The organism is Pusillimonas sp. ANT_WB101, from assembly GCF_008369125.1.
Taxonomy (GTDB): domain Bacteria; phylum Pseudomonadota; class Gammaproteobacteria; order Burkholderiales; family Burkholderiaceae_B; genus Allopusillimonas.
In genome coordinates this window covers 173,695-197,785 of sequence record NZ_VOAY01000002.1, presented here as the reverse complement: position 1 = coordinate 197,785, position 24,091 = coordinate 173,695, and the positions used below count along the sequence as shown (strand labels likewise).

The 24,091-nt window shown below is 53.6% G+C and carries 17 protein-coding genes and 1 pseudogene; 6 read left to right on the top strand and 12 right to left on the bottom strand.

Annotated elements, in window-relative coordinates; translation table 11 throughout:
* Nucleotides 1-79 precede the first annotated feature (79 nt).
* Nucleotides 80-1,660 (top strand): diguanylate cyclase, encoded by a 1,581-nt coding sequence (locus FQ179_RS09895; RefSeq protein WP_149397149.1) that lies wholly within the window; start codon nt 80-82, stop codon nt 1,658-1,660.
* Between the two features lie 223 nt (nt 1,661-1,883).
* On the opposite strand, the gene FQ179_RS09890 is transcribed toward FQ179_RS09895, so the two are convergent.
* From FQ179_RS09890 to bcsD, 12 genes are all read right to left on the bottom strand, one after another.
* Nucleotides 1,884-3,128: a cell division protein FtsQ gene (locus tag FQ179_RS09890; RefSeq protein ID WP_149397148.1), complete on the bottom strand. Its 1,245-nt coding sequence runs from the start codon at nt 3,126-3,128 to the stop codon at nt 1,884-1,886.
* A 12-nt stretch (nt 3,129-3,140) separates the two neighbouring features.
* Nucleotides 3,141-4,553: an MBOAT family protein gene (locus FQ179_RS09885; protein WP_149397147.1), complete on the bottom strand. Its 1,413-nt coding sequence runs from the start codon at nt 4,551-4,553 to the stop codon at nt 3,141-3,143.
* 10 nt (nt 4,554-4,563) lie between these two features.
* On the bottom strand, nt 4,564-5,244 hold the full coding sequence (locus FQ179_RS09880; RefSeq protein WP_149397146.1) for an alginate O-acetyltransferase AlgF: 681 nt from the start codon (nt 5,242-5,244) through the stop codon (nt 4,564-4,566).
* Complete coding sequence (locus FQ179_RS09875; protein WP_180121155.1) at nt 5,241-5,903, bottom strand: SGNH/GDSL hydrolase family protein; 663 nt, start codon at nt 5,901-5,903, stop codon at nt 5,241-5,243. The genes FQ179_RS09880 and FQ179_RS09875 overlap by 4 nt, the downstream gene beginning before the upstream one ends.
* Before the next feature lie 30 nt (nt 5,904-5,933).
* Nucleotides 5,934-9,905, bottom strand: a complete 3,972-nt coding sequence (locus FQ179_RS09870; RefSeq protein WP_149397144.1) for a cellulose biosynthesis protein BcsC — start codon at nt 9,903-9,905, stop codon at nt 5,934-5,936.
* Nucleotides 9,884-11,107, bottom strand: coding sequence for a cellulose synthase complex periplasmic endoglucanase BcsZ (bcsZ, locus tag FQ179_RS09865; protein WP_255474937.1), 1,224 nt, complete (start codon nt 11,105-11,107; stop codon nt 9,884-9,886). The genes FQ179_RS09870 and bcsZ overlap by 22 nt, the downstream gene beginning before the upstream one ends.
* Before the next feature lie 21 nt (nt 11,108-11,128).
* Entirely contained in the window at nt 11,129-13,438 is a 2,310-nt protein-coding gene (gene bcsB, locus FQ179_RS09860; RefSeq protein WP_223146229.1) for a cellulose biosynthesis cyclic di-GMP-binding regulatory protein BcsB, read from the bottom strand.
* A 19-nt stretch (nt 13,439-13,457) separates the two neighbouring features.
* A complete protein-coding gene (gene bcsB / locus FQ179_RS09855; RefSeq protein WP_188074573.1) occupies nt 13,458-15,689 on the bottom strand; it encodes a cellulose biosynthesis cyclic di-GMP-binding regulatory protein BcsB in 2,232 nt (743 codons plus the stop codon).
* A 32-nt stretch (nt 15,690-15,721) separates the two neighbouring features.
* Nucleotides 15,722-17,896, bottom strand: coding sequence for a UDP-forming cellulose synthase catalytic subunit (gene bcsA / locus FQ179_RS09850; RefSeq protein ID WP_149397142.1), 2,175 nt, complete (start codon nt 17,894-17,896; stop codon nt 15,722-15,724).
* Nucleotides 17,896-18,672, bottom strand: coding sequence for a cellulose biosynthesis protein BcsQ (gene bcsQ, locus FQ179_RS09845; RefSeq protein WP_149397141.1), 777 nt, complete (start codon nt 18,670-18,672; stop codon nt 17,896-17,898). Before bcsQ ends, bcsA begins: the two co-directional genes overlap by 1 nt.
* Before the next feature lie 450 nt (nt 18,673-19,122).
* Nucleotides 19,123-19,563 carry a BcsR/BcsP family cellulose biosynthesis protein gene (bcsR, locus tag FQ179_RS09840; protein ID WP_149397140.1) on the bottom strand — a complete coding sequence of 147 codons (441 nt, stop codon included), beginning with the start codon at nt 19,561-19,563 and terminating at the stop codon, nt 19,123-19,125.
* An 83-nt stretch (nt 19,564-19,646) separates the two neighbouring features.
* Nucleotides 19,647-20,099 (bottom strand): cellulose biosynthesis protein BcsD, encoded by a 453-nt coding sequence (gene bcsD / locus FQ179_RS09835; RefSeq protein ID WP_149397139.1) that lies wholly within the window; start codon nt 20,097-20,099, stop codon nt 19,647-19,649.
* A 572-nt stretch (nt 20,100-20,671) separates the two neighbouring features.
* On the opposite strand from bcsD, the gene FQ179_RS09830 reads away from it, so the two are divergent.
* The 5 genes and pseudogenes from FQ179_RS09830 to FQ179_RS09810 all read left to right on the top strand — a co-directional run bounded on the left by FQ179_RS09830 (nt 20,672) and on the right by FQ179_RS09810 (nt 24,036).
* A complete protein-coding gene (locus FQ179_RS09830; RefSeq protein WP_188074572.1) occupies nt 20,672-21,205 on the top strand; it encodes a DUF2220 domain-containing protein in 534 nt (177 codons plus the stop codon).
* Nucleotides 21,206-21,480: 275 nt separating this feature from the next.
* Nucleotides 21,481-22,218: a type IV toxin-antitoxin system AbiEi family antitoxin gene (locus tag FQ179_RS09825; RefSeq protein ID WP_149397137.1), complete on the top strand. Its 738-nt coding sequence runs from the start codon at nt 21,481-21,483 to the stop codon at nt 22,216-22,218.
* Nucleotides 22,215-22,349, top strand: a pseudogene (locus tag FQ179_RS09820) (nucleotidyl transferase AbiEii/AbiGii toxin family protein); the annotation flags it as partial. The gene FQ179_RS09825 and the pseudogene FQ179_RS09820, both read left to right, overlap by 4 nt.
* A 141-nt stretch (nt 22,350-22,490) precedes the next feature.
* Nucleotides 22,491-23,099 carry a hypothetical protein gene (locus FQ179_RS09815; RefSeq protein WP_255474936.1) on the top strand — a complete coding sequence of 203 codons (609 nt, stop codon included), beginning with the start codon at nt 22,491-22,493 and terminating at the stop codon, nt 23,097-23,099.
* On the top strand, nt 23,092-24,036 hold the full coding sequence (locus FQ179_RS09810; protein ID WP_149397136.1) for a nucleotidyl transferase AbiEii/AbiGii toxin family protein: 945 nt from the start codon (nt 23,092-23,094) through the stop codon (nt 24,034-24,036). Before FQ179_RS09815 ends, FQ179_RS09810 begins: the two co-directional genes overlap by 8 nt.
* Nucleotides 24,037-24,091 lie beyond the last annotated feature (55 nt).

The window sequence follows — 24,091 nt, the reverse complement described above, 5'->3', positions numbered from 1 at the left end:
TCCCCCTGCACCGCATGATGACATACATATACCGGGCCTTTCTCAGATCGAAAGCTTCCCTCAAATTGGAGGTTTTTTGATGCTTGCCTCTTTGAAGAGAGCCGTTCTCGGCTCTTCTACTCTGGATTTGCGCCGGTTAATTTTATTGCTAGCCCTGATCAGTGCGTTTTTAATGCTGGCCAATAGTTTATTTGCTAGCTATCGCGTTCAACGGGAAGTATTAATCGAAAAAACGCTAGAGACCAATTACGTGTATGCCACGAAAGTGGCTCTCACTGTAGATGAGTTTCTGCATTCGGCTCAGCAACAGCTTCAATACGCCGCTGGCACAATTGCAAACCACTATGACGATCAGTCTTTTTTGCAGGCAGAGGCGGTGCGCTTAAAGCGGCAAACCGATAGCTTCAATTCCGTTGTAATCGTAGATGACACGGGCGTGGTTCGAGCAACAGATCCTGATCTTAGTATTACTGGAGACCAATTAGGGTCCGCTGGTGCGTTGCAATCTCTGGGCGAGCGCAAGCCTTTAATCAGCCCTCCGTTTGTTTCGCACACAGGGAAATTACTGCTTACCGTTTCTCAGCCGGTATTCGATGCCAGCGAAAATTATCTGGGTTATATCAGCGGCACTATTTATCTGGAGGAGCCGAGCACACTTAATCGTGTGCTCAGGCGCTCCTCTCATCGAGATCGGTCATACCTATATGTTATCGACAGCAACCGGCGCTTGTTGTACCACCCGCAAGCCGAGCGTGTCGGAACCATTGTGGGCGCGAACCTCGCCGTTGATGATATTGCTGCAGGCAAGTCTGGCATGATGCGTGTGATTAACAGTCAAGGCATTGATATGCTGGCGGGATATGCTTTGGTTGCAGGAACAGATTGGGGCATTGTGTTGCAACTTCCCGTCTCAGATACGCTGAAGCCGCTCAGCGAGCTGCTTACCCGCGTGCTGCTCAATGCATTACCGTTAGCTTTGTTGATTGCGCTGATCATTTGGCGGTTCGCACGGGCAATTGCACAACCGTTACGACGTCTGGCCGAAAGCGCAACCACAATGGACCGGCCCGAAACGACGTCAGAGATCAAACAGACATTGGCTTGGTATTTTGAAACGGCAAACCTGAAAAAAGCACTGTTAGCTGGTATTGAACTAATGCACGGCAAGATAAATAAGTTAAGCGAGGACGTACAGACCGATTCTCTAACTGGGTTAAGCAACCGAAGGGCCTTCGATTACGCCATCGAGAACTGGCGGGACGATCATCGTGCCGTCTCTCTCGTAACCGCCGACGTCGATCACTTCAAGCGTGTTAACGACACGTATGGCCACGATATGGGGGATGAAGTCTTGCGGCGCTTGAGCAATTTGATGCGGTCATGTTCGCGAAGTGGCGACTTACTTTGTCGAATAGGTGGCGAAGAGTTTGCTCTTTTACTTCCAGACACTGATCTCGCCGTGGCAGGCGACGTGGCTGAACGTTTGCGGCAATTGGTAGAGCGGACACCGTTCGACCCCGTTGGAAATATTACGATTTCATTGGGAGTAGCACATTGGCCATTAAATGTTCAAAGTATTGACGAGCTGCTGAAACGATCCGATGAAGCGCTTTACCGTGCGAAACGCAATGGACGAAACCGCGTTGAGACGGCAACGTGAAACTGCCTGTTATAACTTTGTTTGTAAGCCTTGAGGCGTTAGTGCTCAGGCCATAGTCTTTGATCGGGGTACCACTGGTCTGGCTGCCTGACGACGCCCTTGTTTCAAAACCTCCGAATAGAGCGCGATTGCAGGGTACCAGAAGATGCGGCAAGTTCACGCTACACGGCCGGCCTCGAACTATCACCCTCACCGGTCCGCATAAAGCCTCCTCTTTTCTGTTTCAACGTTTCTTTTCAGGTGGGGCAGACGCGGCAGATGCAGCAGATGCAGCAGAGGGAACAGGCTCGGCCATCCAAGCCCGTTCCTCTGCGACTATTGGCATCTGAATGACTCTTTCCGGAATTTCCCAGATGACCAAGTTGGCAGGGGTCTTTTCGAAGTCAGGGCTGCTGAAGTAGCTTTCGGCTGAAGCCCAAAAATCACCACCGTCCTTGGCAAAACTCGGTACTACAGTACCCAGGTCACTCTCTAAAAAGGAAGCGAACTCGGACGTTCGCGAATAGGAAGTACCGATCAGCGCCAAGCTCGACAGATCCACATCGCCGAAAAGGTCTTCGCCTTCATCCTGTGCGCCTTGATTGCCCTGAGGGCTGACGGGCGCTTGTGCGGTATCGATCATCGTAAATGTCGTTTGCGCTACCTGATCTGGCGCAGGTTGCAGTTGTACCGGCAACCAATCTATTCCAGCCAACTTGACCAGATCCCCAATTCGGCTTTGGGGCTGGCCATGTGCAAGTTTGAAATGACGGGTGGGCGTAATATCTACACCAGACGTGCGGACCAAATCAGCGGTTGCCCCAGCTGCAGCTTTGGCGCCAAGCTCGTTCCAATGCGTATCTGTGCGCAAAAAAACAGCCTCTTGGCCAGCCTTGGCGAAGGTCATCAGCGTTGATGTTGCGTCAACCACCTGCACCTGTAGCCCACGCAAACCCTCCACCCAAGTGTTCAGACGCGTGGCGATACTGTCAGGGCGATAAACGGCGCAAAGCTTCTGTTGTTCAATACGACTTTTGTCCGGAACAACCAGCACAAGCAGGTTAATACCCCGCTTGTGTAGCCTGTCACGGACTTCGACAACCGTTGCCAGCCGCGCGGCTGCGTTGTCCTTGGCTTTTGCATGCACAGTAAGCTCATCCGTAAGAAAGAGCCACCCAGGGCAACCTTGTCTGACTCGATCCCCTAAGTTGCCGAACAGCAACCAGCCACCGGCGCGTTCTATGTCAGCCAAAGCTTCAGTTACTGGAGCATGGGACAATTGATCGGCGATATGTCTGGTAGTCCTTCCATCCATGATTTGCCCAACTGACACCGGCGTGGCGCTCAGGTCCACTTTTCCAAACGCCCAGCCCCATAATATGGATGCGCAGGCTGCAGCCATTGCAATGATCAAGACCACACCCGCCACAGCTCTGGCTGAGCGTGGTGGCAAATCTGCCCATTTTATAGAGGTGTCAGGCGTTGTCATGACAGTTGGCGCTCAGAACTGAAAATACAAAAACGGCACGGCTTTTCTGCTAGCCACTAAAGCAAAAGCCAACAGAAAACCAGCGACAGGCCAAAGGTCTGCCACACTGAGTACAGTGGGAGGCACGCCCCGTCTAAATGTTTCGCGGAAATACGGAGCAACAATGCAAGCGATTCCCAGAGACATTGCAACGATATGGACGGCTTGTAGCTCTACGCGCAAAGCGTCACCCATCCCCCAACCGCTTAGTCCGAGCTGCACCGTGTAGAGCAGTTTGGCAGTCTGGAAATCCGCCGCCCGAAAGACAACCCAAGCCATGCAAACGAACACGATGGTCATCATACGTGACAACACCCTTGGCCCCGTTGGCCAATTGGCTTGGTGCCAAACACGGGCGATCGCCAATGCGAAGCCATGTGCGAGACCCCACAGCAGAAAATTCCAATTGTCGCTGCCATGCCACATGCCGGCGATCGCCATGGTAAGTATCAGGTTCACGTAGGTGCGACTGACGCCCTTGCGGCTGCCTCCCAGCGGTATATAGAGGTAGTCTCGTATCCAGGTGGAAAGAGATATATGCCAGCGCCGCCAGAAATCCTGGATACTCGTGGCCAGATAAGGGTGATTGAAGTTTTCCGGGAAGTGGAAGCCCAGCATTTGCCCCAGCCCTATGGCCATTGCACTATAGCCAGCAAAATCGAAAAAAAGCTGTAAAGAGTAGGCCAAACAGCCCAACCAGGCATCCATAAATGTCGGGGAGGGTAGGAGGAACGCAATGTCTACGAGTGGAGAAAGCGTGTCGGCAATCAACACCTTCATACACATGCCGACCATGAAACGACGAGCACCGGCAGAAAAGTCCACCCAGTCGAAACGACGCGACGCGAGCTCTTTTGCCATCCAGTCATAGCGCAAGATGGGTCCCGCGATCAATTGGCCGAACATGGCCAGGTAAGCGCCGAACCAGATGAACCGGCGTTGGGGCTGTACATCGCCACGATAGACATCGACCAGATAAGAAATGGCCTGCAAAAGTATGAACGACAGGCCTATGGGTAAGGCAATGTGCTGCCACTGCAGCGGCATAGTGCCTATCAGGGGTACGACATCGTTATACGTCTCCGCGAGGATGTTGGCATACTTGAACCAGAACAGAATCGAGGCGTCCACCACGATTAGCGCCGTCAGTACCCATAAACGGGCGCGCTGCGAAATGAATAGGCCGGGTGCCATAAGCAGGCCACCGGCCCAGGTCACGGCAGTCAGGCCGATGAGCAATAGCAGATATGCGGGGCTCCACCATCCATAAAAAATCCAGCTCCCGATGAGCAACACTGTATTGCGCCAGGAGTCCGGCGATACGGCGTAGACCAGCAAGAATAAAGGCAGGAAGAGTGCTAAAAACTCTAGAGAAGTGAAAACCACGCTAATCCAATCAGTTTGCCACTGCGTCCTTCACGTAGAAAAACCGATCTGCCGGGTCGCCAGGTGCCAGGAAAATCGAGTAGCGTTCTCCGGCAACTAAAGTGCCCATGTCGACGGGTTCCCCGACGGGGTTCCCGGCGCACACTAACTGCACCGCGAGCTTGACTGGATTAACTTGTCGGCGGGTGGAGGCATCTTTCGCGATACCTTCAAACAAATTAACGGTGCGTCCTGCCACTTTTAACGTGGCTGGCGCGCATTGCGCGTTCATGTTGTAGAAGACCACTGATGCTTTAATCGCGCTGAAGTCGTCGGGCGTTTCTCGCAGGGTCAGGGCTTGTAACGTACCGTTAACCGTGGTTCCCATAACTGTGATGAACTCGCCCGGCTTAAGTGTTAGATCCACATTAGCCTGGCTGTGATCCGTCAACAATTGACCGTTGATCTTGGAGCCTCCAGCCACCGATCGAAACTGACTGGCACGCTGCCCGGCATCCAGGCGAAGTTCTAATTTGGAGCCCGACGCAATGACGCGTAAACCCTTTGCGTCACCATCCACAAAACGCAGGAATGCAGAATCTGCTGATGGCCCAGTCGGATAAAGCTCGATCTCAGTCCCCCATGAGCCACTGCTCATGCCTAGGGTTAGCACCATTGCGACAAACACCCTCATGGTTTTCATCCGGTTCATTTTTTCTTTAATCCTTGCACCACTGGCATGGTTGCCAAGGTTTTGGCAATTTCGTCGCCCCAAGTCTGGTAGCCTGAAGCAGTAAAATGCTGCCCATCGGTCGTGGCCCACTCGCCGGGCTTGGATAGCGTAAGAGAGTCGATATACTCGCAAGGGGCAACGTTGTTTTTGAGGAAGGCCGATACTTGTTTGACACGAGCATATGTCTTTTTATACTTGCCCCCCTCGGTTCCCCAGGCTGGGCCTACCCAGGCGCAGGCGGTTTGGGTCGTGCCTATCGCTTTGGTTAGGGCCGTCACCTGCTGCCACACCCAGGCCTTGGGGAAGACATCTTTGTCATAGCCCGCCATGGCATCGCCCATCACAATCAGCAGCAAGTCGGGCTTATCCTTTGCCAGAAGTTCGACAATAGGCGTCGTGGGTGCCGTACGACCCAGAAGTTTTACCTTCTCGTCGCCCAGGCGTTCCGCCGCCCCGCATGTACCAGGGACAGTTTTGAGCCAGTCGTCGGCGTTTGTGCCGCAGACCCCTAAGGTGTGTACTTGCGCCCCTGCCCGTTCGAGGTCCATATGCAAGGACTCAATTAAATAATTGGGTGTCGTCAGATGGCTGTCGCCAATCATCAGAATGGTTAAACCAGCAAAAACGGATGTCAGCATAATTTAATTAACTTAGCGTTGAGGTGAGGTTTAGCGACCAAAGGTTTCTCCATAAGGAGAGCGATAGGGTTCCACGGGAAGGCTCATCAAGCCGGCTTGCGGATGAAAGTAGTAGCGCAGGTATAAGCCACCGGACCATTGGCGATAATCGCTGGCGTTATCTGCACCCGCCGTGGCACCCAACGCCCAGGAGGACGCCAGGCGGTACTCGGCAGACGCCCGCAAGTTATAGCCCACGCCCGTTTTGCTCTGTCCCCGATACATGCCATCGCTCAAGCCGCCCAGCTCTGGGCGATTGAGTCGGGCAAGTGCGGACTGGACTCCGGCCTGCATATTGGCATTGTTTGGAAAAAATGGAGCGTCCGCCTGCGAGAACTTTTGAACGCCAACTGCGCCGTCCACTCGCCAGGTCAGTCGACCTTGACGTTGCGCCCAAGTAAACGGCAGGCCAAGGCCATAATACTGCCTGGGGCTGAAGTAACCGCCATGGCCATACGTGAAGTGGCTAAGGTTTTCGTTATAGAACGTGGCGTTCAGGTTCACACCCGCAGTGACCTTGGTGTTGGGTTCATCGACCAGACGGAAGTACGTGCCGGCGTTGATTTCCGTACGTTGATTCGACGCCACGTTTTTGCCTTGCAGACTATGCCATGCCGCGCTGCCATATATCCCTGCGTCGCCAAAATCCTTGGACAGTGTCAAGCGTGCCCCTGTGGCGGAAACGCCACCCCATTCCTGGCCTGTGCGCTCGTCCTTCATGCCTGCAAACGACAAGACGCTATCGGTCACCGGTCGGCTCGACAGGTCCAGGCGGTAGCTGACGGTACCGGCGTTGTCCAACGTGCCATCAAACAAGACACCACCAGTAAACGACTGCTCCTGGAAGCCTAGCGGTGTGACGCCGGCATCCAGCGTTACGCCAGGCATTTCATAACCCACCGACAAGCCCACACCTTTTTGGTTCTTAGTGTTTGGTATCGAAGAATCATTCAAGAAGGCCTGTGGACCACCGCCGAATGTACCGCGCGCATAAGGGTTGCTGCTTAAGGAACCGCTGCTCAGTGCGACGGGCGTCACACGCACATTTGCTTTACCGTTGCCCACGGGGAAGCGTATTTCGACCGGCAGTTGTGCCTGCTCAAGCTTGCTCGTGCCTGCATCGCCACTACGGCTGTGAAACTCGGTTCCTACGCGTATCTCGGGGCTGCGTTCTTGTTGGATGTCATCCAGCTCACGGCCCAGTGGCGACATGGCTGCGCGGGCTACCTCTGCGCTCAAAGCTTGTTGATCCTGAGACGCTCCGGGCGCGAAGGGGTTCGCCGCAGTGCGCGCGGAAAGCGGAGCTGCCGCCAGCATCTGATCCGAAGATGATCCCGATCCGTATCTTTGTCCCATCCCTTGATCTTGCGCTGTTACCGGCCGCGTTGCTGATCCTGTGATGGGGTCTGCGATGTGACCCGTTGCAGATCCTGCTATGGATCTTGTTTTGGGTCCCGTTTCTGAACTTGGAATGTATCCTGTTTCTAGTCCTGTTCCCAGTCTTGACCCTGGCCCCGGTAGCAAGGGCGCGATGATGTCTTCAGGCGTTTGCGGTTGCGCAACTAAAGCGAAGTTCGGCGCACCGACGGCGGCGACTGCACTTGACTGAGAAGTTTCCAACGCCACGGCTTTTTTCAGCAGTTCCTCAGCCTCGGAGGTCTTACCCTGGGCCCGGAGCACGCGGGCTGCGCCACTAAGGATATCAATCTGTTCGGGTGCTAGCGACACAGCGATCCGCGCCTGGCGTGCTGCATCGCGATCATTTTTCAGTTGTTGCGCAACTTGTGCAGCCCCTAAATGCAGGATGGCGTTATCGGGATCGGATCGAAGTAAGTCTTCATATAACGCGGAAGCTTTGGTGCCATTTCCTGAGGCGGCGTGCATACGCGCCAGCGCCGCAATGGCATCAGGATTTTTGGGTTTCTTTGCCAGAACAGGCGCGAGCATATCGTAGGCAGCGGGCAGCTCTCCCCGTTGACGTAACGCGTCGGCCTGGCGTATGCGGTATGCGTCAGACAGATTTTCCAGAGATTTTCGCTGAGTGGTTGTCATCTGTTGGGTAGCCAATTGGCGCATGACGATTGCGGCCTCGACATCTTGATTCGAACTTAGCAAAAGGCCGGCATAAGTCAGCGAGGCATCCACGCTGCGAGCACCTCCCTGTTGGCGCAGCGGTCGTAGCACCGCCAGACCACGAGCTAATTCACCCATCTGAGCGTATGCGCGCGCTACAGCCCCCAGGGTTTCGATATCATTTGCATCTGCGCTCTGTTCGATTTGCACAAGCGTGGCCAAAGCTTCCGGCTTACGCCCCGCGCGACCAAGCTGCACAGCCTGCTGAATCTGGAGTTTGCGGCTGACCGACGTGTAGAAACTTTGCATCGGGGCAGTGCGTTGGCCAGTGGGTATACGGTTGAGCGTGCCATAAGCTGTCGCCAGGTCCCCGCGTTCATTCGCCATCATCGCGCTTACATACAAGGCCTGAGGGTCATTGGGGTTCGTCAAAAGCAAACCATCGATCAAGCCACGGGCGTCTTGCGTTCGGCCTTTTTCTTGATATAGCTGTGCCAGTTGATAACGCAACCATGGGTTGCCTGGATCAGCGCCCAAGGCGTCTTCGAGTGAACGGCGGGCCGACTCCACATCGCCTGACTGGCGTGCCACCTTGGCCAGACCCTCTAAGGCTCCGGCGCTATTCGGTTTGCGTCGCAAGATATCTTGATAAGCAGCCTTGGCTTGGGCTGTGTTGCCATCGTCCAATTGCAAGTCTGCCAACATCACGTTCGCAGCCACTTCTGTGGGCTGGCGCTTGGTCGCTTGTATTAGCAGTTTTTGTGCATCTTGGGTTTTGCCTGCCTGGCGCAAGGCGTCTGCCTGCTCGATATCATGCCAGTACTCAGCGGAGCTTAACGCTTGTTGCCAAGCTTGATTGCCGCGGCGCGCTTTTGTAAGGTACGTGCGAGCATCTGCCCAGTTGCTCTGGTGCATGCGCACTATACCCATGCCGCCTAAGGCCTGATTATCGTTGGGGCGTTTGGCTAAAATAGCCTCGAATTCCGCCTCAGCACGCGCCGTGTCACCCTGATCGAGCAACTTCATCGCGCGATCTGCACGGTCTCGTAAGGGGTCGGCACGCGGCACGCTTGCTGTTTTTGCGGCACGTGTAGGTTCGACCTTGCTCTTTGCACCCTGTTGCAACTGTAGGCGAATTTCTTGGTCATCGGGGTGTTTGACCAGGTACTGCTCGAGCAACGGGCGTGTATCTGCGTTCGGAGCGCCAAGCCATGTCAACGCATCGCGCCAGATCTCGGTGACTTCGCTACCGATGTCCTTGCGTTCGGCCAACACTGCCAGCCTTCTGATACCTTCTGGGCGAGTAGCTTCGTTACGAGCCAGATGGCGCGCCAGCGACAGGGCGATCTGCGGATCATTAGGCCACTGTTTAGCCAGTCGCTGTAAACCCGCAATTGCCTCGGGCAGCCCGCCGTTCGTATAGCCCAGGTAGGTGTAGTATTCCCATCCAATTTTCCCTTGCGGCGGTTGGCCACCCAAGGCTTTTTTGTAGCCCGCGATAGCCTGATCTAACTCACCTGAGGTTGCCTGCAAGCGCGCCTGCTCAAGAGCTTCCATGTTTTTGCCGGTGTGCAAAAGAATATCTTGTTCCAGCAATGGCACCAACAAACTTTGCGGGTTGGCTGACTTGAGCTTTTGCAAATAGCCTCGCGCATCGCCCAGCTGCTTGTCAGCCAGCTTTAGCGTAGCCAGGCCATACAGGGCCTGCGGATTGTCCGGGCTGATGAGGAGCAGCTTGTTCCAGGCCTCAGCCGCACGCGCGCCATCGTTGCGCGTCTGCCAGTAATTGCCCTGGTCAACCAACGTCTTGGTTGTATTGTCCTGGGCCCATCCTACTGTTGGCAAAAGCGCCACGCACAGGCCCAGGGCTAGTTGCTTGTACCGAGACATTCCTTCTCCCACGATATCGATAGCGTTCCATCAGGTTTGAAACGGAAATAGTTATTGATCCAGCCCATGCCAAACAGGCTGAGCACATAGTCGTAATAGGGCGGTTGGCCTTGCTGCGAGCTGTCGGATAGTACCGATTTACGGAGCATGGCGTCGACGCGTGTTTGTTGATGAGTGAGTAGTACCGACTGGCCCTTGGCTTTGAAATAAGGCATCAACGCAGCTGAAAAACCAAATGGGCCTGTACCTTTGGAGACCCCCGTCGTCATGTCGACCGATTCAGGCGGCACACCACCTTGATCTCGCGTCAAGGCAACCATGCCATTGAGTGCCTTCAACATACGTGAGTACAACGGATCTTCTGGAGCAGTCAGGCCAGCCCATAAATAGGTGCGAATGGCATCATAGCTGCCTACGGGCCCTTTGATGGGGTCTGTGATAAACAGTGGCGATGGATCGAGTACTTGGTAGGTGGCCCAGTCTGGTGCAAGCCCAAGAGGAGACACCGCCTCCATTAATGCCGCCGTGTTGTTGGCAATGCCACCCCAAGGGCCAGAAGGCGACTCGCTTTGCAGGCGTCGCAGCAAAGGCATGGGCAGATAGCTGGGATTAAGCTGCCAGGCATTGTCTTCATGCTTAATAAAATCGCGCCTGCCCGGCAATAACATCAGGCCAAATCCGGGCAGATCGGCCAACTCTTGTGACTCGACCAGTGCCAGTAAGGCGTGCGCCTGACGCGTGTAGTTGGGTTCTTGCCATAATCTACCGGCCTCCAGCAAGGCATATACAAACCACAGATCCGCATCCGATGCAGAGTTGTCATCCAGTACACGCCACGTATCATCGTCAGCCCGGCCCCATATCCAGGAAGGTAGTTGTTGGCTGAGATCGCCGGCCCCCAGGTTGTTGATACTCCATTCCCAGAGCCGGTCGAAAGTCGTGCGATCGCCGGCGACCAATGCAAAGAACATGGCGTAAGACTGCCCTTCGGACGAGCTGTGCTGCTTGTCGGTGCTGGCATCGAGGACGCGCCCACTGTCTTGAACGAAATGCGTACGAAAATCGTTCCAAAGTGGCCAATGTACGGTGCAGTGCTGCTGCGCCGACGCCAGCGGCATTTGACACAGCAGCAGCAACAAGGCGCACCATAGCCGCATGAGCCATGGATCATGACGAAGTAAGCAGTGACGGATTCCCACCATAGATCTCCGCTATGCGTGCTATCAGACTCGTCGCGGCTTGCGCCACAGACGCCAGCCGATAAACGCTGAAATTAATAGTAGAAGCACGGCCACAGACCCCAGCACGCGGTTGAATGCTGGCAGATTTGGCCAGTATTGAGCCACTGTCCATTCAATCTGCCGCCACAGACCTAACCTGCCGTTGGAGTAGGTGTACTCTGCAATCAATGGATTCAGCCGCTGCTCACGCACAACAACCAAGCTGCCCTGCAAACCTTGCTCGTAGCCCTTTTTACCCAAGAGAGCATTAACGGCGTAGGCCTGTCCTTGGGGCTCTCCGCTGGCGATCAGAACCACGCTTCGGCCGGCAGTTACGGGGGACTCGAACCCGGCAAACAACGCGTTGGCGCCTGTGCTGGTATATGCCAAATCAGTACGGACTGGCCGTTGAGATTCGCGCGGATCAGGCGTGATCCAGTCGCGGATTTTTTGCGTCAAGTCTGACGTGCCAAAGCGTTTGTTCTGGCCGCTAAGGCTTGCTGGCATGTATTTAGCCCAGTCGGATAGCCAGCCCTGTTCACCTGACGCAATGATGATCAAATCTTTATCGGCTTGTTCCAGTTTCGATTGCCCATAGGCCACCGTGACGTGTGTAGCTGGGTAGCCGGTTGACATGCCGAACCGGCCCATCAACGTTAGATAAGTAGTTACGTCTTCGGTGAATGGCTGGTCCGAGAGCACAACTGCTGTTTGGGACAGATCAGCCAATCTGGTAAACGGGAAACCGCTGTTGCCGAAAGCTGCCAGATCCGGCAAAGGGATAAAGTGTGGGTAGTGTGTCAAGTCTAACGTGGAATCGGGATCGATGCGTCCACGAACATTATCAATAATGATATCGCGACATGCGCCTTCTTTTACGTAGTCATACATGAACTTGAACTCAAGTTCAGAGCGCGACATCAAACGCTCCAACGGGATTTCCACCTTGGCATGAATGGGCAGCATCTCGTCGGATGACAGGCTCTTTAGCCAGTTCTTGTCATTGATTTGGTCTGCTGAACGCAGGGGAAAGGATTTCAGAAACTGCTCTTTCGCACTGATCAATAATGCAGAGTTCACCTGGCCCGGCTGTGGCGTATAGCGATAGCGTAAATCTACAGGCACTGGCTTTGCTCGCCAACCAAAGAGATCAGGCGGCAGTCGCAGCGGCAGACGCACCGGCGCATTGTTATAGCCAGTGGCACTCAGAGCCTGCTCGGAAACGAGCTCGCCGAACTTGATCGGGCGATCAGTCTGCAGCCAATTAGGGGCATCGTAAGGCTTGCGGGCAGAGAGCTGATCCAGTTCAGTAATAACCGCAACCTGGCCGGAGAGCGTCGCGCCACCGGTAACCAATGCTTGTGCGGCGCGTTTTATTTCTTCGTCATCGCGTCCGGCAATCAAGAGCAGTTTGCCAAATTCGTCGTTGGGATTAGCGGCTACGGCCAGCGTTGGTCCGGTAAAGGCATCCATGTGCCCGAAGCTCGCTGTGTTGCCCTTGACGAATACAATGCCATTTCCTTGGCGTGGATATCCGCCATCAAAATTGGCAGGAAACGAGGCACCACGATAGCCGGCCAGAGCGCCAAACCAGGAAGCGACCATTCCCGCTGATTCCATTACAGCGGCGTCTTTGTCGTTGCTAAAAATGAAGGGCAGGTCCAGAGGCCGCGTGTCCCGATAATCAAAGAAGGGCAGCGGCAATATCGATAGCTCTTCCGGTAAGGATATACGCTGCACCGCCAGATCTAATTGGCTTTTGTTACTGACGCTAGCCCACAGGCTGGAGTGCACTGGATCTTCGCATTCGAGGGTGTAGTGTCCGATAAGTTGCAGGCGCAGATGATTGAACTCAGTGATCAGCGAGGGCGGCAGCTCGACGCTGCGTTGCAGCGTTTTTCCTGCTTCGTCACGCGGCACCATCAACGTTGTCACCACCTCATCGTTGATCAATACATTAATGTGTGAAAGATCGCTCAGGAGCGCCGGCGAATAACTATAGGTCAGGTTAACCTTGGCCCCGGTGACGACTTCGTCCGCACGAATATTGAATGGAACACTATCGCTCCCATCTACGCCTCGCAGGTAGAACGGATAACGCGCGCCTAGTTGTTCGAGCGTGAGTTTGTACTGCGGCACCAGGGCTTTAGCTGTCTCGGTCTCGGGCACATGTTCGACTGCATCAGCCGGTGCTGGCGTACCATCCATCTGCGGCAAGCTTTGGGCGTGCGCGCCGGCTGCCAGTGAAAAGGCCAGCAAGACAATTCTTATTAGTGAAATGCCACAACGCGAGGGCACAGCGCAAACTGTCATTTGGTGTTCTCTCCTTCTATTACTCATCTGAGTCCTGAATTCGCAGACGTTGCCGCGCCCGTGCGTGCAAAATCGAATAAAAAACAGCCCCGGCCAGCAAGGCGCCGAGCAAATACACGGCAATCAGCGCCAGCGGATAGCGGCCGAAAAACCATAGTGTGGTTTGATAGAAACCCAGATTGCCGACGTAGTAGGTTCGGCCTTTGGACACAGACTCCACACGATTGTCATAAACAATCGATAGCCCGCCCTGCACGCGCTGCGCCTGTGCTTCATTATCAATGAGCAACTCGACTGCGCTAAGCAGTTGTTGACCATCTTTTCCCCGTGCCACGATGACGCTGCGGCTTGAGGATACGGGTGACTCGAAACCGGCAAAGTAAGCTGGACTCGAGCGCGCTGAAACCGCAGTTGGCGAGGGGTGTGTACGGGTGCCTAATAGGTTCGATAGCCGAGTTATGATGTCGCCCGGCTTCCAGCCTGAAACGGCAGCTGCGTGGTTGTCCGAACGTTCGGCCTGCGGTAGCCGGTCTGCCCATTGAGTTAATAAAGGCGATGGCTTACCTGACTCGATCAGTAAAATGTCTTTACCGACCAAATCAGCTGCCTCGGCGCCGTGCTTCACCTTTATGCCTGTCGCCGGATACCCAGTGACTCGCCCCGCGCGCCCCAGTAAAGTCAAAAGTGCTCCATACTCCGATGGGCCAGACTGTGCGGGCACAATGGCGATAGTCTCAGAGAGATCTGCCATGCGCGTAAAGGGAAAGCCTGAAGTGCTGAAGGCGGCGAGATCCGGCATCGCGATATGGTGTGGTATCCCCGACAGATCAATGGTGGATTCCGGGTCAATGGCGCTGCGCCGGCTATCCAACAGACTGTTTCGGCACTCCTCCTGGGGCGGTACCCGGTACCCAAATTGAAACTGCATACTTGCCAGTGACCCCAGCTTGTCTAGTGGAACATGCACTGTCCGTTGTATTGCGGAAAGATCACCACTCATCCATTGTTGGCCGGTTTTCATGCGGTCGGCAAGTGGGAACCGGGCAATATGGGTATGGTTAACAGAGACGTTCAGGGCCCCTTCGTCATCATCGGAAGTTGTCGATTGTTGATAGCGCAGCTTAATCGGCACGGTTTTGATACGCCAGTTGGACAGGTCAGGGGGCAGGTTCAGATTGATGCTGATAGGGGGTGCGGCACGCCCTCGCCGGGTCAGGTCATCAACCGGCAACAATTCGCCAAGCGTCACCGGCCGATTGGTGGGTAACCAGTTAGGAGCATCGTAGGGCTGGCGCGGCTCGACCTGCAGCTTGTTGAACTGCGCCGTAGCGCCACTTAACGTCTGAGCGCCCAGAGCCAAACCCTTTGCTGCCGACATGATTTCTTCGTCGTTACGGCCAGTGACTATCAGCATCTTGCCAGTCGGGTCATTTGGATTAGGACGTATCGTGACCGTAGGCCCGACCGGTTCGGGCAGGTTCATACCAGCCACCCCCTCTGCGGCACGGCCAATGAACACGGCGTTCCCGTGCTCGGGCAATTTATCTGTGCTCACAGGAAAGTGGGCACCACGATATCCAGCCAGGGCACCGAACCACGAGGCCAAAACGCCTGCGGCCTCCAAGCGCGCATCCGTAACACCGCTGATCACAATTGGCAGGTTCAGGCGACGTACGTCACGAGGATCGAAAAATGGGCTGGGTAACAAACCAAGCTCGTCAGGCAGAACCAAAGGCTCCACATCGAATATGAGGCGGCTTTGCTTGCCGATATCTGCCCATAAGTCTGGGTGGACGGGGTCTTCACAGCGCAACGTATAGTGCGCAATGAGTTGAATCGCCAACTGGTTATAGGGTTGCAAAAGCTGGGTGGGCAGATCGGCTTTTACCCTATTCCAGCCGTCTTCGTCATGTCGAGGCTCCGAGAGCGAGATCGTGGACACTACCTCGCCGTTAAGCAGGACGTTCAAATGTGACAGTTGTTCGATCAAAGCGGGCGAGCGACGATAGGCCAGGTCTAGCTGCAAACGCTTCACGTGCTGATCTGAGCGTATACCAAAGGGCAAACCCTGACGATCGTCCACGCCGCGCAGCGCCAAATCGTCATCAAGATTGCCAATTTGCTGAAGCGCGAGGGCATAGTGGGTACTATCTGGGCGCTTATCGGCACCGGCATAGATTGTCTGTGCCCGCACGGCCCCCGCAAGCAGCGCTATGATTAGCAGACCCAGACAAAAGTAGAATTTTGTCAAACGGACCTTGCCTGTATCTACCGCGAAGGCTGTCACCGCTCGGCCTCAGATTTAGAGACTCGCCCAGTCAGATTGCGTGCGTTGCGGCCAAACTCACGCCATGTCTCCGTAGCTAAAAGGCTAAAGCCACGCCAGCCAATAGCACTAATTTGCTTGAGAGCTTGCAACGGAGCATCAGGTACCGACGCATTCCAGACCCTCGCCCAAATATCTGCGCGGGCGAACGTCATTTGAGTCAACGCAATCTGCTGTGCAATCGAAAGGTCATCGAAACGCACACCCAGGCGATCATCCTTAACAAAGCGCGCGGTTGCTGGAAAGACCTCTTCTTCATCACCTCGGAACAGGGAAATATCCACTGCATCGCCAATTGCCAGCCCCATTGGAGCAGGCAATACCAGACCAAGACCATTCTGAGAGAAGTCGCTGACCGTACACGCGATACGGTGTCCATTAGGCAACCCCAACGTGGCGCGTAAATTAGTTCTGACGCGCGGCGACCCCCGTACTTGGCGTCGTTCGCCCGCAACCGCTATGCTGGCGCTGCAGATGACAACATTGTGCATGGTCCAGACCATATTAATCATGATGGCCAGTGCGTTGCTTGTGTCACCTTTGCCCCAGAGGAGCATAACGATGCCGACCATCATGCCGATGAGATTAAGACTCAACAAAATGATGTACGGCCGTGCCAACATCCAGTCGAAGTAGGAGTGTTCGTTTGTGCCACCCTTAGCGGTGACGTTGAACTTGGCGCTATCCGGTTTGAACAACGTCGCTATGGTAGGGCGCATTAAGTACCAAGCCAGGACTGACTCAAAAATTTCATTCCAAAGCGTGTGGCGGAACTTGCCCTGGATTCGAAAGTTGGTAAGCTGCGCATGAAGAATATGAGGCACGGCGTACACAACAATTAGCAGGGCGGAGGCATGAAATACATGTGCTCCAAAAAATAGGAACGCCAGTGGCGTCGTCAGGAACACTACGCGGGGCAGGCTATAGAAGAAGTGCAGCGCCGCACTTAAATAACAGATTCGTTGGCTGAAGGCCAGACCTTTGCCCAGCATCGGATTGTGACTACGGAAGATCTGTGCCATGCCTCGGGCCCAGCGTATCCGTTGACCAATATGCCGTGATAAGTTTTCGGTCGCCAGTCCCGCAGCTTGGGGAATCGCCAGATAAGCCGTATTAAAACCCAGGCGGTTCATCTTGAGTGCTGTCAGTGCATCTTCGGTGACGCTCTCGACGGCCATGCCGCCAACCGCCAGCAGGTGCTCACGACGCAGAACGGCACAAGACCCACAGAAAAAAGTGGCATTCCAGAGGTCATTGCCATCTTGTGTTAATCCGTAGAACAGATGGCTTTCGTTGGGTACATTATGAAAGATCTCAAGATTTTGCTCGAGTGGGTCAGGCGAAAAAAACACGTGAGGTGTTTGGAGCATGGCCAGATTGGGATCCTTCAGAAACCAGCCCATGCATATTTGTAAAAACGAACGACTGGGAATGTGGTCGCAATCAAAGATCACAATGAATTCGCCGTCTGTGCGGGCTAAGGCCGCGTTGATATTACCGGCCTTTGCGTGTTCATTATTATCCCGCCTCAGGTAACCCACTCCGGCCAGGCTGGCAAATTCTTGAAACTCATCACGTCGCCCGTCATCCAGCAGGTAAATGTTAAGCCGATCGGCAGGCCAGTCCTGTGACAGTGCGGCAAGTACCGTTTGACGCACGACACTTAGAGGCTCGTTATAAGTCGGAATATAAATGTCTACGTTCGGCCACACATCCATATTGGCGGGCAGCATTACGGGCTTGCGATGCAAGGGCCAGGCCGACTGGAAGTAGCTTAGCAGCAGCACCGTCAAGGCATAGAATTCTGCAAGCAACAGGCCATAGCCAAACATGCTATCCAGCCAAGTCTCGAAGCCCAGAGTATTCGTGACACGCCAATACATGTATCGCAGCGATGTCGCCACTGAAATAGACATTAGCACCAGCGTGATGTAACGCGCCGGCGATAATTTGTTCAGTGCATAAGCAATAGCGAACGTTAGCACTGCAAAGGCAAACTGGTAGCTCAGATCAAAGGGAGTCAGCACCACAGCCAGGCCCAGCAGGCCGGCAATTACCAAGCTTACGCCCCGGACCCATCCATGGCGCCATAAGGAAACACCAACCAGCCAGTTTTCAAACTTTTCCATCATCAGGACACCACGTAGCCATCGGTGGCGAGACGGTCAATAATCCCCTTGGCACAATTCAGAATGTCATGAGCAGCCTCGCTATGAGGGGCATACTCGAAAACACTCTGGCCAAAGGCTAGCGCTTCGCTAATCGCCTGATCGTAATGCACCGTCCCGATGAGGCGGTTGGCGAAGGTCGAACGCAACACATTCGCGACGTCTTTGCTCAGAAGGCGCGTCTGGTTCATTTGATTGATGATGACGCCATAATCGCGAAAATGTGGCTGGTGCGAGCTGTACGTTTCTATCAGCTTTAGCAGCTGTGGCAAGGTGACGTAAGAGCCTGCATCCGGCAACACGACCGCCACTACCTCTGTGGCAGCCGAGAGCGCTTGCATCATATAGACGGAGGCTCCTGGTGGCGTATCGAGTACTACGATGACATTGGGATCTAGATTGAGTCCGCACAAAGTATCGCGCAACCAATGAGGTTGTTGGGCCAATATTGACTCAAACGCAATGCGTTGCGTTTCGCTGTAAACCCCGTAAGGAATCAGTGACAGGCCTGATGCGGTGCGCCGGATGGATGCAGCTAACGATTCAGGCTGACTGGAGGCGTGCACCAGCCCCGTATCGTTGTCGAGATCAAGCGAAAAGTGGTAGCCCAAGCCGTTTTGAGGGTCTAGATCAATAGCGAGCACCTGGTGCCCGGACAGTTGAAGCGCCACGGCTAGGTTGGCTGAAATTGTACTTTTGCCTACGCCTCCTTTGGTCGAGAGGACCGAGAGGATTTTCATGGCTGATGCTCCAGGACAAGCAGTGACTGCTTTTCAAGAAACATTAGCGAGCTGCGCGAGAAAAAATGGGATACCGGCTTATCAGAAGAAACAGCGGCATGAGATCCACGAAGGGACGTGATGGTCATAGTGCGTTTCATTTCTGATTACCTACCAAGGCAGTAGCGGGCGTAATTAATACGGCCAAGGCTGGATTTAGCGTACTTTAACGCTCACTTATCCGCATTGCCTTTGCTCGACCACCCCAAAATATGCAACACAGAAAGGTAACATTAAATATTGCAAAACATTGTCAGGTTTTGTTAACATTCGCGATTTTTAACGATAAATACTTGTTTGTCCTAGTAGCAGATGTAGGATAAAAGAGACTGCGCATGAAGTCGAAAATACCAAATACAAGCAGAAATCAGCAAAGACCTTGGGCAAAAAACATACTGTCAGCGATGACTTTCATGCCTTGCGCAGTCGGCTAAATAGGGATTGCATGGATGACGCGGGCTTTGGCATCGGCTCATCAGGAGGCATTGGGAGCGACACCACCGTCTCATTCGTACGCTCCAGCCGAGCAAACACGGTACGCAGCTCAGTGGCAGCCACTGCGTCGCCACGAACATCTGGACTAGAACAGGTCGCCGGCGGCTCTGTGAGCTTGGCGGCAGTCGCCCGCACGGGCTTGTTCGCCTGTGGTTCGCATTGTTTTGGGGGCGCCTGGTTGGCAAAGGGTTGGCTGACCCTAGGAGGTGGCGTGATACCCAAGGAAGGCTGCTTGAATAGCGGCCAGCGTTTGCGCGCCTCAAGCTGCTCGTTGGCGCCGCTGATCTCACGATATTGATCAGCCGATTTTTCATCAAAAAAGGCAAATAAGTTTGTAATGTCGTTAGGGTTTTTCATCGTTAATACCATAGGACGTTTGGCCAGTAATGTGGGGCACCAATATGCTGAAGTGCGGGATGCGGCTTAGTGCACCGTTTATATTAGCGACCAAATTTATAGCTCAAAGCACCTGTGTCGCTGACGCCAACTTGTTGGACCTGCAGACCATCTCCAGCACCTAAGAACACAAACCACTGTTGATAAATGCCTTCTAGAAAGCTACCGACCCATTCCATGGCTTCTCTTCCAAATACGGCCTCTAGTGGTGCGTAATCATGAGTAATCGAAATGCAATCATGCTGTTCTTGGATTTTCACAAATCCCCAGCCCATGCGTGTCCAATGTTCATTTGCGGCTGCTTCTAAATCGATCAGAGTTTCACACGTGGGCAATACTAAATCTTGCCCGGTGTGTACACCAGCGTCTCGCATCAATTTACGTAAGGTGTCGCTCGGCGCCCAATTTTGCAGCGAAACGGCTAGTGAACGTAAAAACAATTCCCATTGCGCTCCCCGACGTTGGCTTTCCAGGTAGCTAATGACGTGGCTTTCCATCTTAATGTTGATTCCGGTTGATGCGGCGTATGCACACCGCTTGTGATGATCAGTCTGTTGGCTATAGGACTGCTTTGTTGGGTGTTAAAAGGCTAATTGTTCGAGCCTAATGCCATTTAGTAAACAGCCAAAATTATTTTTTTAAGATGCTAATAATAACCTCAAATTATTTCTAATAGTTGCTGGTCTTAATGCGTGTCTGTAACATTTGATTAACTAATCCGTTAACTGCTCGATGAATAAGTCGATTTGCCAACCGTCCTCGCACCGACGCTTCAAGTCCGTAGTGTCACTGTGTACAACTTCTTATTTTAAGCGGTAAGTTTGTTTAAAATGTTTGCAACGGTTCGCTTCTTCGTTAATTGTAATTTATGTTTTATTGTGTTTAATTAACCAACTCTTGGAAATCCACACAACCTTGGCCTTCTTCAATATGCGCGCGGTTAACGCGCATGTGTCAGCAGGTCGCGAAGAATGGTAGCGATCAAGGATATGGCCATCGTAGTGTGGTGCCTCTTGGTACGCGAGTCATACGGCGTCAATGATCTCCGCTCATACGCCGGGTCTTCCGTGTGGTGGATTTCAATAGCGCATTGCTGCCTGGCGGTAAAGACCAGGACATTACCGTAAGCCATGATACGTTTTCCTGCCTTGATCCTCGCGTATCCAGGGTTTTTATCACCGAGAACGAAGTCAACTTCCTGGCCTTTCCTGATTTGGAAGACAGTTTGGTGATATTTGGCGGCGGATATGGTTTTGACATGCTGCAGCAAGCGCAATGGCTGCATACTAAAGTGGTGTATTACTGGGGCGACCTGGATACCCACGGATTCGCGACTCTTGACCAGCTACGCAACCACCTGCCTCATGCCGTTTCTTTCCTGATGGATAGTGCCACCCTTATGGCACATAGGGAGCAATGGGTGACCGAGCCGCAGCCTATATTGCGTGATCTGCCACGCTTAACACTCCAAGAACGCGCGGTCTACGACAGCATCCGCTGGCAGCGGCTGCAAGACAATGTATACGTGCGGCTGGAGCAAGAGCGGATATCGTTCGGGTGGTTAATGCAGGCCCTGAACGATATTCGGCTTTTTACCCCTTAGGCCGTGCATCACTACGGCTCAACCGGCCAAAATTACTTTTGTATATCCGGTGCGACTGAAAGGCGGGCGGGCGCATTACGCTAGGCGACAGGCGGTGACTTATGGCGAGTCGGTCGATGTCGTGACGCTGTTTCCGCTTTGATGATTTTTCCGTGACGAAGACACATAAGTAAGCCGAATAATTTTGTTAAATTTGATTCATCGTAGTTTGACTGCGATTATTTAAGTCTAATTGAAAATTGACTTTAAATTAGAAAAGTTGTAAATATCGTAGTATGGCTACGATAGGTAAAAGTAAGTTAAATGCACTCTACACCCAGCTTGCGCCGGGAATGCCGCTGACATCGAACGATTTGGCTGCACTGGGTATCTCTGCAGACTTGGCCGTTCACTACGTCAAGGCAGGCTGGCTCACGCGTCTGGCGCGTGGGGTATATGCTCGGCCGAACGATACCGTGGCCTTGTATCCCAGTCTTTTGCTATTGCAACGTCGGTATACGGGGCTGCATGTCGGCGGCAAATCAGCTCTCGATTGGTACGGTGTGCGGCAGTATGTGTCGCAGCAGCCGGTACTGCATTTGTATGGCTGGACGGCAGGGCGTTTGCCTGCGTGGTTCATCGAGCGTTTTCCGGCTGAGTATCATCGCAAACGCTTGTTTACCGAGCAGCCAAACGCTTTGCTGCACGTTGGTCCCTTCGAGAAGCGCGATGGCGCGCCGCTGGTGTCGGCACCGGAGCGGGCGTTGCTGGAGTTGTTAAGCGAGGTAGGTGTGCGCCAGCCATTGCAGGAAGCCCGCGAAATTATCGAAAGTGCCTACAGCCTGCGTGCCGACGTGTTGCGTGAACTGCTACAGCATTGTACGAGTGTCAAGACCGTGCGGCTGTGCCTTCAGCTCGCACAAGAAGCATCGCTGCCATGGGTGGCCAAACTTGATCCGACTGCACTGCCCACGGGCAGTGCCCGGCCCTGGGTGTCTCAATCGGCCGATGGCATGCTGGTACTTAAACCATGAATCAGATTTATTTAGATACCGCACGTTTGTTGACGCATGTGGCGCCGCTTGTGTTCGTCGATGACACGTTTGCCTTGAAGGGCGGTACGGCAATCAATCTGTTTGTGCGTGACATGCCGCGGCATGAGGTGCTGTTTACGTCGCTGCAGGACATCCGGTAAGACTACAAGCATAACTTCCAGGCATCCGCTGGAAATGAATCTGTTGATATTTCACATCTGGCTATTTTATAAATGCTAGAATGCATGAAATATAAATGAAAAAACAGTCACATGGCTACCATCAATACTGCCACCGAGTCTGTGAAAGGTGGAGCTTCTCGCCTCGCAGGCCAACTCAAGCCGGGTCGTGTTTACCGACGCGAGGACTTGGCACGTCTTACTACGGCTGTGGACAGGCACCTGCGCCAGCTAGTGGCCAGTGGTAGGTTGAAAAAACTCGCCCAGGGCCTTTATCACTCGCCCAAACAATCCGCTTTTGGGCTTCTGCCTCCTGCAGACGGTCTGGTGGTGGAGAGCTTCCTGCGTGACAAAGATTTTCTCGTGTTTTCTCCTTCAGCCTACAACACCGTAGGTTTGGGTACCACGCAGTTGTATAACCGTACTCTGGTTTACAACCATAAACGTCACGGGGTCTTCACACTCGGAAACCGGCAGTTCGATTTTCGTATAAAGCCGCGCTTTCCCAAAAAGCTAAGCCCAGAGTTCCTGTTCGTCGATTTGTTGAATAATCTGGATGAGTTGGCTGAAGATCACGATGCTGTATTACATCAAGCACACGTCAAATTGTCATCTTTCGACTCTACCCGCCTTGAACGAGCAGTCGAAAACTATGGCAGCATGGCTACACGTAAGCGTTTTCGTGAGTGGTTGGATGGCTGATTTCTTGCACGATCGGCGAGATTTCGATCAGTTGCTTACGCTGGTAGCTGATGAGCGTGGCCTCGATCCTACGTTGGTTGAGAAAGACTACTGGATCATGCATTGTCTGTGGGGCTTGCAAGACCAGGGCTTTCAGTTCGAACTGAAGGGCGGAACCTCGTTGTCAAAAGGGTTTGGGGTCATCCACCGATTCTCAGAAGACATCGATATCCGGATCGAACCGCCGATAGGTATGGATGTGAAAACTGGCCGTAACCAGGATAAGCCAGCACACGTCGAGTCAAGGCGTACCTATTACGATGACCTGGCCACACGCATTCGTATTCCCGGTATTGTCGGTGTAGAGCGTGATACGGAGTTTGACGACAGCAAGATGCGTAGCGCGGGCATTCGCTTGATCTACACGCCGCGTGTGGCAACTCTGGCTGGCATCAAGGACGGTGTTTTATTGGAGTCTGGGTTTGACGACACAGCTCCAAATCGTCCGATAACAATTTCGTCTTGGGCGTTAGACCTTGCCCTCGAACGAGGGGTCGATGTATTCGACAATCGCGCAATAGATGTGTCTTGCTACGCACCAACCCACACCTTTGTCGAGAAGCTGCAAACCATCTCCACCAAGTACCGTCGATTAGATGAGTCTCGGGCGTTCCCTGCTAATTTCCTGCGACATTACTACGACGTGTATTGTTTGCTCGGCATACAAGAGGTTCAAGACTATTTGCAGAGTCCAGCCTATCAGAAACGTAAAGCGCAGCGCTTTCGCACTGGGGATGAGCAAGTAATCACCCGCAATCCCGCTTTCCTCTTGAGCGATACTGAACAACGTAAGCGCTTCGCTGAGCAATACCAGAAAACCAGAGCGCTGTACTATCAAGGGCAGCCTGATTTTGAAACGCTACTGGCCCGTATTCACCACTATCTTGATGTTATGTGAGGTGCGCGGTTGTACGCCAAGAGTATGAGAAATAGCGCTGCAGTCGTATAACGGT